Genomic DNA, 9,935 nt, shown 5'->3' with positions numbered 1-9,935 from the left:
GTTACATTCCGAACCCGGAAGCTAAGCCTTTCAGCGCCGATGGTACTGCAGGGGGGACCCTGTGGGAGAGTAGGACACCGCCGAACAATCTTTATCAATGCCTTGGCCCCCGAGCTTCGACTCGGGGGCCAAGGCATTTTTGTTTTCCGTTACCCTCTGTTCACGTCGCTCCGAGACTCTGGGCCTCCCGATAGGCGGAGGTGTGGAGACGTGCAGCAGATGACGACTGCCGGACGACGGCACAGGATCGCTTCGGACGCGACGGCCGCCGCGCTGCGCACGTCGCTCGAGGAGCTGGGTATCGGGACAGGGGACGAGGTCATCGTCCCGTCGTTCGGACCGGGCGCGCCGGCCGACGCCGTCCGACTCGCGGGCGCCACACCGGTGTTCGCGGACATCGACCCCCGGACGTTCTGCCTGGCCCCCGAGGCCGTCGCCGCGGGCGTCACGGCGCGGACGGCCGCGATCGTACCCGTCCACGTGTTCGGGCACCCCGCGCCGATGGCGCGGCTCGACGACCTGGCGTCGCGCCGTGGTCTGGCGCTCGTGGAGCAGGGCACCGAGGGCGGTGTCGAGGAGGACGCGGGAGTGGTCGCCCGGCGGCGGGCGCACGCGCGGTTCCTGGACTCGGCGCTCAAGGGCGTGGTCGTGCCGTACACCGAGCCGGGGGCGCACCACCTCTACCGGCAGTACGCGGTACGGATTCCCGGCAACGGCCGGCCGGACCGGGACGCCTTCGCCGCGGCCCTGGCGGCACGGGGCGTGCGGGCGACCGTGAGCGTGCCCGTACCGGTGCACCGGATGCCCGCGCACCGGTCGGGGGCCGTGTTGCCGCAGACCGAACTGGTGGCCGCGGACAGCCTGTCGCTGCCGGTCCACCCCGGCATCACCCAGCGGGAGTTGACGCACATCGCGGACGCCTGCAACGCGCTCGGCGGGCTGCTGTGAACCGCCGCTGAACGACCCCTGAGCGTGCTTCGAGCACCCGCGTTCATGGGATAGGATCTTCCCATCGACGCGCCCCAATAGCTCAGTCGGTAGAGCGTCTCCATGGTAAGGAGAAGGTCTACGGTTCGATTCCGTATTGGGGCTCGGCACAGAAGGCCCTCACCGTCAGGTGGGGGCCTTCTTCATGCCGTCGCGCATCAGGACCCGCGCCGAGGACCGCGCGAAGAATCCCCGTGCGAAGAATCCCCGTGCGAAGAACCCGCGCTACTCGGACTTCTTCGGAACCCGCATCGACAGGATCGCCATGTCGTCGGACGGCGCGTCAGAGGCGAAGCGCTCAACGGCCCGTTGGATACGGGCGGCCACGGCGCCCGCGGTCAGGCCCGTACAGGTGGACAGGACGTCGGCGAGGCCGTCGTCGCCGAGCATGCGGGTGCCCTCGCGGCGCTCGGTGACGCCGTCGGTGACGCAGAGCAGGACGTCGCCGGGGTCGAGTGAGACGGTCTGCTCGTACAGTTCGAGGTCGTCCATCACGCCGAGCAGCGGCTGCGGTTCGGCGGCGGGTTCGACGGTGCCGTCGGGGCGCAGGCGCAGCGGGAGCGGGTGGCCTGCGCAGACCATGCGCAGGACGGCGCTGCCGTCGTGCTGGGGCCACAACTCGCCGTACAGGAGCGTGAGGAAGCGGCTGCGGGCGCCCTCGTCGAGGATGGCGGCGTTGAGGCGTTCGAGGACGGCGGGGCCGCCGAAGCCCTCGCGGGCCAGCAGGCGCAGCGCGTGCCGGGCGAGGCCGGTGACGGCGGCGGCCTCCGGGCCCGTACCGCAGACGTCGCCGATGGCGAAGCCCCAGCAGCCGTCGCGGATCGGGAAGAGGTCGTAGAAGTCGCCGCCGACCTCGTTGCCCTCGCCCGCGGCGCGGTAGACGACCTCGACCTCGACGCCGGGGATGTGCGGCAGCTCCGGCGGCAGGAGGCTGCGCTGGAGGGCCTGGCTGATCGCGGTGCGCTCGCTGTAGAGGCGGGCGTTGTCCAGGGCGAGGGCCGCTCGGCGGGAGAGGTCTTCGGCGAGTTCGAGGATCTCCTGGCGGAAGCGTTCGTCGGCGGGCTTGCCGAGGGTGAGCATGCCGATGACCCGGTTGCGGGCGACCAGCGGCAGGACGACCGTTTCGCCGCCGACGGCCGCCGCGGTGGCGAGCGCGACACCGGGGGCGCTCGGCGCGCGCCCGCCCTTGCCCGAGGTGGGCGTGGCGGCGTTCGGCGCGGACGAGGAGGGCGCGGAGCGCGCGCCGACCCCGAGGCTGCGCAGAGAGGCCCGCAGGGCGCTGGAGTGGGCCGCGTCGGAGGGCGCGGTCCACATGCGGGCGCCGGGTGTCGGGTCGGGCTCCGGAGGCCGTACCTGGGACAGCAGCGCCTTGATGCCGTCGATGCGGTCCTCGTCCTCGTGCAGGACGAAAGCCAGTTCCGGTTCCGACTGCTCGGCGATCGTGTAGACCGCGCACCAGCTCGCCAGCGTCGGAACCGTCATCTGGGCCATGAGGGCCAGCGTCTGGTCGCGTTCCAGCGTGCCCGCGAGCAGGTCGGACGCCTCGACGAGGAAGGACAGCGAGCCGCGGCGCAGCCGTTCCAGCTCGGTGAGCCGGGCGCTCTCCACGGCGAGCGCGATCCGGTCGGCGGCGAATTGGAGCCGCAGCGCTTCCTGGTTGTTGTAGCGGCCGGGGGCCTCGGCGGCGACGCCGAGCGAGCCGGTCAGGCGGCCCTCGACCTTGAGCGGCACGGTGACCACCGAGCGCATGCCGGTGCCCGACAGCAGCGGTACGGCGCCGGGGACCGCGGTGAGGTCCTCGTGGACGGCCGGCATACGGGCGCTGCCGTAGCGTCCGGTGCCCGCTTCGACGGGGACGCGGGCGAAGCGCTGGCGGGCGGACGGCAGGCCGGTGGAGGCGCGTACTTCCAGCTCGGTCTCGTCGTCGGTGGCGAGCAGCAGGTAGGCGGCGTCGCCGTCGAGCATGTCGCGGGCGCGTTCGACGGTGCGCTGGAGGAGGCTGTCGAGGTCGTCGGGGGCGGGGGAGCCGATGAAGACCTCGAAGGCGTGCGTGGTCTTTCCGCGCTGGCCGAGGCCGGATTCCGCGCTGCCGGAGCCGCGGGACGGCGTCTGGAGCACGGCCCGCTCCTCGGCGCGCACCAGCAGGATGACGGTGGAGGGCTCGCCCTCGCTGTCGCGGACGCGCAGGTGGGAGCCGTAGACGGGCAGGACGCGGCCGTCGGCGTCGCGCAGGCCGTAGGTGCCTTCCCAGCGGGAGTGCAGCAGGGCCTCGGCGAGGCCGATGCCGGTGCCGGGGGTCTGCGGCCAGGCGGTGAGGTCGGCGAGCGGTTTGCCGACGACGTCGGCGGCTGGGTGGCCGAAGAGCTCGGCCGCGTCGTCGTTCCAGCGCGTGATCGAGCCCATGCGGTCGACCTGGACGACGGCGACGCGCACGCTCTCGTCGGTGAGCGGGAGGTCGGCGGCGGGCAGGACGGGTCCGGCGGAGCGGGTGCCCGCGGGGCGCTCGGGCAGGTCGAGCTGGAACCAGACGTGCTTGCCCGCGCCGGTGTACTCCACGCCCCAGCGGCTGGCCAGGGCGGCGCACAGCAGCAGGCCGCGCCCGCCCTCGTTGTCGGGGTCGCGGAACTGGCGGCCTCTGCCCTGGATGGGGATCTCGCGGTCGGGGTAGTGGTCGGCGACCTCGACGCGTACGGCCGTTTCGTACCGCAGACACTGCACGTCGGCGGCGGTGCCCGCGTGCACGACGGCGTTGGTCACCAGTTCGCTGGTGAGCACCACCGCGTCGTCCACGACGTCGGCGAAGCCCCAGCCGTGCAGGGTGTCGCGTACGAAGGCACGCGCGACGGCGACCGACCGCCCCACCGGTTCGAAGCTGGCCGCAGCGCGCGCCGTGATCACCGGTCTCCTCGTTGCTCGTCCGTGGGCGGGTCCGCTGACCGGTCCCGCCGCCCGTGCCGCCGCCGTCCTGCCCGGTCCTCGTCGGCGGCCCCCTGAGGTGTACGCCTGGCAAGGTGCGGCGCCGCCGACACAAGAGCCAGGTTACTTACCCACGCGGACACCGCGTGCGCCGGTTGCGGGTGTTTCCACCCCGAACGTGCCACGGGTTATAAGCGTTGCCGCCGAACTGTTATGGCCGGGTGGGGCCATGGTGAAACACTGGGCATGCTCTCAAGGCAGCAATCTTGCACTTTTGCAGGTCGGTCGACCCTCCAGGAGGGACACGGTGGAGTCTGGCGCATCGGCGCGGGGCACGAGCACGCGCACGAAGAACGGGCGATCCCGCGCCAGTGGGACCGTAGAGGTCGATTCGGCCGCGCTGGTCAAGCTCCTCGGAGCGCTGGCCGCGATGCGGGACGGGAACTTCCGCAAGCGGCTGACGGTGTCGGGTGACGGCGTGATGGCGGAGATCTCCGCCGTCTTCAACGAGGTCGCGGACCGTAACCAGCACCTTACCGGTGAGCTGGCCCGGGTCCGGCGGGTCGTCGGCCGGGAGGGAAAACTCACAGAGCGGCTGGAGACCGGTGCCTGCGAGGGTGCCTGGGCCGCCGCGATCGAGGCGTCCAACGCGCTGGTGGACGATCTCGTACGGCCGGTGTCGGAGGTCGGGCGGGTGCTGTCGGCGGTGGCCGAGGGCGACCTGGAACAGCGGATGGACCTGCGGTCGCAGAACGCGGACGGGTCGGCGCACCCGCTGCGCGGCGAATTCCTCAAGGTCGGCCGGACGGTCAACGGGCTGGTGGACCAGCTCTCCGCGTTCACCGACGAGGTGACGCGGGTGGCCAGCGAGGTCGGTACCGAGGGCAAACTGGGCGGCCAGGCGAAGGTCCGGGGCATGGCGGGGTCCTGGAAGGACCTCACGGACTCGGTCAACACCATGGCGTACCGGCTGACCGCCCAGGTGCGGGACATCGCGCTGGTGACGCAGGCGGTCCTGAAGGGCGATCTGTCCCGCAAGGTCACCGTGCACGTGGCCGGCGAGATGCTGGAGCTGAAGAACACCGTCAACACGATGGTGGACCAGCTCTCCTCGTTCTCCTCCGAGGTGACCCGGGTGGCCCGCGAGGTGGGCACCGAGGGCGAGCTGGGCGGCCAGGCCCAGGTGCCGGGCATGGCCGGTGTGTGGAAGGACCTCACGGACTCCGTGAACCTGATGGCCGGGAATCTGACGGCCCAGGTGCGGGACATCGCGCAGGTGACGACGGCGGTCGCCAACGGCGACCTGTCGCAGAAGATCACCATCGGCGCGCGCGGCGAGGTCGCGCAGCTCGCCGAGACGATCAACGCGATGACCGAGACGCTGCGGACGTTCGCCGACGAGGTGACGCGGGTCGCAGGTGAGGTCGGCGCCGAGGGTCTGCTGGGCGGTCAGGCGCAGGTGCCGGGCGCGGCGGGTACGTGGAAGGACCTCACCGACTCGGTGAACACCGCCTTCCGCAACCTGACCGGCCAGGTGCGCGACATCGCGCAGGTGACCACGGCGGTCGCCAACGGCGACCTGTCCCAGAAGGTCACGGTGGACGTCTCCGGCGAGATGCTGGAGCTGAAGAACACCGTCAATACGATGGTCGACCAGCTCTCCGCGTTCGGCGCGGAGGTGACGCGGGTGGCCCGCGAGGTCGGCGTCGAAGGTGTGCTGGGCGGTCAGGCGCAGGTGCCGGGCGCGGCGGGTACGTGGAAGGACCTCACGGACTCCGTGAACACGGCCTTCCGCAACCTGACCGGCCAGGTCCGTAACATCGCGCAGGTCACGACGGCGGTCGCCAACGGCGACCTGACGCAGAAGGTCACGGTGGACGTCTCCGGCGAGATGCTGGAGCTCAAGAACACCGTGAACCGGATGGTCGACCAGCTCGGTTCCTTCGCCGCCCAGGTGACGCGGATGGCGCGTGACGTGGGTACGGAGGGGCGGCTGGGCGGTCAGGCGCGGGTGGACGGTGTGGCCGGCACCTGGAAGGACCTGACGGACTCCGTCAACTTCATGGCCGGCAATCTGACGTCCCAGGTGCGGCAGATCGCGCAGGTCACGACGGCTGTGGCGCGCGGTGACCTGTCGCAGAAGATCGACGTGGACGCGCGCGGGGAGATCCTGGAGCTGAAGAACACCATCAACACGATGGTCGACCAGCTCTCGTCGTTCGCCGAGCAGGTGACCCGCGTGGCCCGTGACGTGGGCACGGAGGGGCGGCTCGGCGGCCAGGCGCAGGTGCCCGGCGTCGCCGGTGTGTGGCGCGACCTGACCGACTCCGTGAACGGCATGGCGGGGAATCTGACGGCCCAGGTCCGCAACATCGCCGAGGTCGCCACCGCTGTGGCGCGCGGTGACCTGTCGCAGAAGATCGACGTGGACGCCCGGGGCGAGATCCTGGAGCTGAAGAACACCCTGAACACGATGGTCGACCAGCTCTCCGCGTTCGGCGCGGAGGTGACCCGGGTGGCCCGCGAGGTGGGCACCGAGGGCATCCTGGGCGGGCAGGCCGAGGTGCAGGGCGTCAGCGGCACCTGGAAGGACCTGACGCAGTCCGTCAACTTCATGGCGAACAACCTGACCAGTCAGGTCCGCAACATCGCCGATGTCACCAACGCGGTGGCGCAGGGCGACCTGTCCCGGAAGATCACCGTCGACGCCAAGGGCGAGATCCTGGCGCTGGTGACGACGGTGAACCAGATGGTGGACACGCTGTCCGCGTTCGGTGACGAGGTCACGCGCGTGGCCCGCGAGGTCGGTACGGAGGGCCAGCTCGGCGGCCAGGCGCGGGTCCGTGACGCGTCGGGCATCTGGAAGGACCTCACCGACAACGTCAACCTGATGGCCAACAACCTGACCAGCCAGGTGCGTTCGATCTCGTCGGTCGCCACGGCCGTGGCCAACGGCGACCTGACGAAGAAGATCACCGTCGAGGCGCGCGGCGAGGTCGCGCAGCTCGCCGAGACCATCAACACGATGGTGGACACGCTGTCGGCCTTCGGTGACGAGGTCACGCGCGTGGCCCGCGAGGTGGGCACCGAGGGCATCCTCGGCGGCCAGGCACGGGTGCCGGGCGTGGCGGGCACCTGGAAGGACCTCACCGAGTCGGTGAACGGCATGGCGTCCAACCTGACCGGTCAGGTGCGGCAGATCGCGCAGGTGACCACGGCGGTCGCCCGCGGTGACCTGTCCAAGAAGATCGACGTGGACGCGCGCGGCGAGATCCTGGAGCTGAAGACGACCATCAACACGATGGTCGGGCAGCTCTCCGCCTTCGGTGACGAGGTGACCCGCGTCGCCCGCGAGGTGGGCACGGAGGGACGCCTGGGCGGTCAGGCGCGGGTGCCCGACGTCTCGGGCATCTGGAAGGACCTCACCGAGTCCGTGAACCTGATGGCCAACAACCTGACCAGCCAGGTCCGCAACATCGCGCAGGTCGCGACCGCGGTGACCCGCGGCGATCTCAATCTGCGGATCGACGTGGACGCGGCGGGCGAGATCCTGGAACTCCAGGACTACATCAACACGATGATCGTCCGTCTGCGCGAGACCACGCTCGCCAACAAGGAGCAGGACTGGCTCAAGGGCAACCTGGCCCGGATCTCCGGCCTGATGCAGGGCCGCCGCGACCTCGGCGACGTGGCCGCGCTGATCATGAGCGAGCTGACCCCGGTCGTCTCCGCGCAGCACGGCGCCTTCTTCCTCGCCGAGGACACCCAGGAGGTCGGCGAGGAGTACGAGCTGCGGCTGATCGGCGCGTACGGCTTCTCCAAGCGGACGATGTCGTCGGTCTTCCTGCCGGGGGAGGGGCTGATCGGCCAGGCCGCGGTGGAGAAGCGCTCGATCCTGATCGAGAACGTGCCGCCGGGTTATCTGAAGATCACCTCGGGGCTCGGCGAGGCACCTCCGTCGCACGTCATCGTGTTGCCGGTGCTCTTCGAGGGCCGGGTGCTCGGCGTGATCGAACTGGCCGCCTTCCAGCCGTTCACCCAGATCCAGAAGGACTTCCTCAACCAGATCACCGACATCATCGCGATCAGCGTCAACACCATCTCGGTCAACACCAAGACCGAGGGACTGCTCAAGCAGTCCCAGGAGCTGACCGAACAGCTCCAGGAGCGCTCGGCGGAGCTGGAGAACCGGCAGGCCGCCCTGGAGATGTCCAACGGCGAGCTGGAGGAGAAGGCCGAACTGCTGGCCCGGCAGAACCGCGACATCGAGGTGAAGAACACCGAGATCGAAGAGGCCCGCCAGGTGCTGGAGGAGCGCGCGGAACAGCTCGCGGTCTCGATGCGCTACAAGTCGGAATTCCTCGCCAACATGTCGCACGAGCTGCGCACCCCGCTCAACTCGCTGCTCATCCTGGCGAAGCTGCTCGCCGACAACGCGGACGGCAACCTCTCGCCCAAGCAGGTCGAATTCGCCGAGACCATCCACGGCGCCGGTTCCGACCTGCTCCAGCTCATCAACGACATCCTGGACCTGTCCAAGGTCGAGGCCGGCAAGATGGACGTCTCGCCGACCCGTATCGCCCTGGTGCAGCTCGTGGACTACGTGGAGGCCACCTTCCGGCCGCTGACCGCGGAGAAGGGCCTGGACTTCTCCGTCCGGGTCTCGCCCGAACTGCCGGTCACCCTGCACACCGACGAGCAGCGGCTGCTCCAGGTGCTGCGCAATCTGCTGTCGAACGCGGTGAAGTTCACCGACAGCGGCTCGGTGGAGCTGGTGATCAGGCCCGCGGGCACCGAGGTGCCGCAGTCGATCAAGGAGCAGTTGCTGGAAGCGGGCACGATGCGCGAGCCCGACCAGCCGCTGATCGCCTTCTCCGTGACCGATACGGGCATCGGCATCGCGGCCAGCAAGATGCGGGTGATCTTCGAGGCGTTCAAGCAGGCCGACGGCACCACCAGCCGGAAGTACGGCGGTACGGGCCTCGGCCTGTCGATCAGCCGCGAGATCGCCCGGCTGCTCGGCGGCGAGATCCACGCCGACAGCCAGCCGGGACGCGGCTCGACCTTCACGCTGTATCTGCCGCTGTCCCTGGGCGACTTCCCGCAGGCGCTGCCGCAACTGCCCGCGGGCGGCCACGGCGGCGACTTCGAGCAGGGCTCGGCCGGCGACCGGGCGCGCCCCGGCAGCAGCCTGGCCCGGCTGCGCCGCCGTTCCGCGCAGCCCCCGCAACTGCCCGAGGGCGGCGGCCAGTCCAACGGCTCTGCGCCCTCGAACGGGTCGGGTCCGCGCGGCGGGTCCGCGAACGGCTCGGCCAACGGCTCCGCGCAGTCGCGGGGTCCGGGCGGAGCGGGCACCGAGGACACCTGGTCCGACGAGGGGCACCCCGACGCGTACACCGGCTTCTCCGGCGGCTTCAGCGGCGAGAAGGTGCTGATCGTGGACGACGACATCCGCAATGTCTTCGCCCTCACCAGCGTCCTCGAACAGCACGGCCTGACCGTGCTGTACGCCGAGAACGGCCGCGAGGGCATCGAGGTCCTGGAGCAGCACGACGACATCGCCGTGGTGCTGATGGACATCATGATGCCGGAGATGGACGGCTACGCGACGACCACGGCGATCCGCAAGATGCCGCAGTTCGCCGGGCTGCCGATCATCGCGCTCACCGCGAAGGCGATGAAGGGCGACCGGGAGAAGAGCATCGAGTCCGGGGCGTCGGACTACGTGACCAAGCCGGTCGACACCGACCATCTGCTCACCTTGATGGAGGAGTGGATGCACGCCCGGTGACGGCCGGGCGCGGGCCCGGCGACGCCATGGGCCCGCGCCCGGGATCGTGCGCCCGATGAGGTGTGAGGGTGCCGATTAAGGGGAACCTTCTGGTCTCCGCCTACGTTTGCGGTACGTGTTGAGTGACCTGGCGGTGACAGGGTGTGGCGAACGGCGGGGTGCGGCTACCATGACCGGCACAAGGACGGGCGGCACGACGGAGTCGTCCCCGGGGGCGGCGACCGGTGTAGTGCCGGGGCGA

3 protein-coding genes, 1 tRNA gene and 1 rRNA gene are annotated in these 9,935 nt (G+C 70.4%); 4 read left to right on the top strand and 1 reads right to left on the bottom strand.

The window, feature by feature from the left end:
- The 3 genes from rrf to ACFZAM_RS35490 all read left to right on the top strand — a co-directional run.
- Positions 1–86, top strand: a 5S ribosomal RNA gene (rrf, locus tag ACFZAM_RS35500); the annotation flags it as partial.
- Positions 87–219: 133 nt separating this feature from the next.
- Positions 220–948: a DegT/DnrJ/EryC1/StrS family aminotransferase gene (locus tag ACFZAM_RS35495; RefSeq protein WP_355338780.1), complete on the top strand. Its 729-nt coding sequence runs from the start codon at positions 220–222 to the stop codon at positions 946–948.
- Between the two features lie 71 nt (positions 949–1,019).
- Positions 1,020–1,092 (top strand) — tRNA-Thr (locus ACFZAM_RS35490).
- Positions 1,093–1,212: 120 nt separating this feature from the next.
- Here the strand turns inward: ACFZAM_RS35490 and ACFZAM_RS35485 are convergent.
- Complete coding sequence (locus ACFZAM_RS35485; RefSeq protein WP_391052283.1) at positions 1,213–3,885, bottom strand: SpoIIE family protein phosphatase; 2,673 nt, start codon at positions 3,883–3,885, stop codon at positions 1,213–1,215.
- Between the two features lie 325 nt (positions 3,886–4,210).
- Between ACFZAM_RS35485 and ACFZAM_RS35480 the strand changes: the two genes are divergently transcribed.
- Positions 4,211–9,694 carry a HAMP domain-containing protein gene (locus ACFZAM_RS35480; RefSeq protein WP_355338118.1) on the top strand — a complete coding sequence of 1,828 codons (5,484 nt, stop codon included), beginning with the start codon at positions 4,211–4,213 and terminating at the stop codon, positions 9,692–9,694.
- The last annotated feature ends 241 nt before the right edge of the window (positions 9,695–9,935 follow it).

Source organism: Streptomyces sp. NPDC008079, assembly GCF_042957385.1.
Classification (GTDB): Bacteria; Actinomycetota; Actinomycetes; order Streptomycetales; family Streptomycetaceae; genus Actinacidiphila.
This window is presented reverse-complemented; position numbering and strand designations above follow the sequence as displayed.

Bases quoted from the DNA above. Each gene is read 5' to 3' on its own strand.
- ACFZAM_RS35495 (WP_355338780.1), top strand. From the start codon at position 220: ATGACGACTGCCGGACGACGGCACAGGATCGCTTCGGACGCGACGGCC.